Source organism: Vogesella urethralis, assembly GCF_007644045.2.
Lineage (GTDB): Bacteria > Pseudomonadota > Gammaproteobacteria > Burkholderiales > Chromobacteriaceae > Vogesella > Vogesella urethralis.
The window spans coordinates 1-651 of sequence record NZ_VMDW02000013.1; the positions used below are offsets into that span (position 1 = coordinate 1).

At 58.5% G+C, this 651-nt stretch carries 1 pseudogene; it reads right to left on the minus strand.

Annotated features, from left to right (window positions below):
* Positions 1–588: pseudogene (locus FLQ03_RS00645) on the minus strand (IS3 family transposase); the annotation flags it as partial.
* Positions 589–651 lie beyond the last annotated feature (63 nt).

Here is a 651-nt window from a genome sequence, read left to right on the forward strand (position 1 = left end):
AATGCCCGGGGCGTCGGTGGTAGCCCGTCTGCGAACGCAGACCCTCCTGCTTCATCAGTCGTGCCACGCGATGTTTACCGCAACGCTCTCCCTGTGCCTGCAGGTCGTCATAGACCTTGCGGTAGCCATAGACACCGCCACTCTCTAGCCAGGCCTGCTTGATTTGCCCCAGTAAGCGCTGGTCTTCGCGCGCACGAGGTGAATGCGGAGAGGCTTTCCAGGCGTAGTAGCCACTGGGATGCACAGCCATGGCACGACACAGACGTCGAACAGGAAACTGCTGCTCATGAGTCCGGATGAAGGCATACCTTACCCGGACTCCTTGGCAAAGTATGCGGCGGCCTTTTTTAGGATGTCGCGCTCCTCGGTCACCCGCTTCAGCTCAGCCTTGAGACGCCGTATTTCGGCTTGCTGTTCGGTGGATGCGGCAGGAATGGCACGCTTGGGGTCGTAGCGCTTCAGCCATTGATACAGGCTGTGCGCCGACACACCGAGGCGACTGGCGACTTCGGCAACCGGATAACCACGCTCGGTTACCTGCTTGACAGCTTCAATCTTGAACTCTTCAGGAAAACGCGGCTTGCTCATGACACCTCCTTGTAGGGCCTAGTGTGAGGCTCACGAGGTATCTAGGAAAGTGAGGGCGATTCA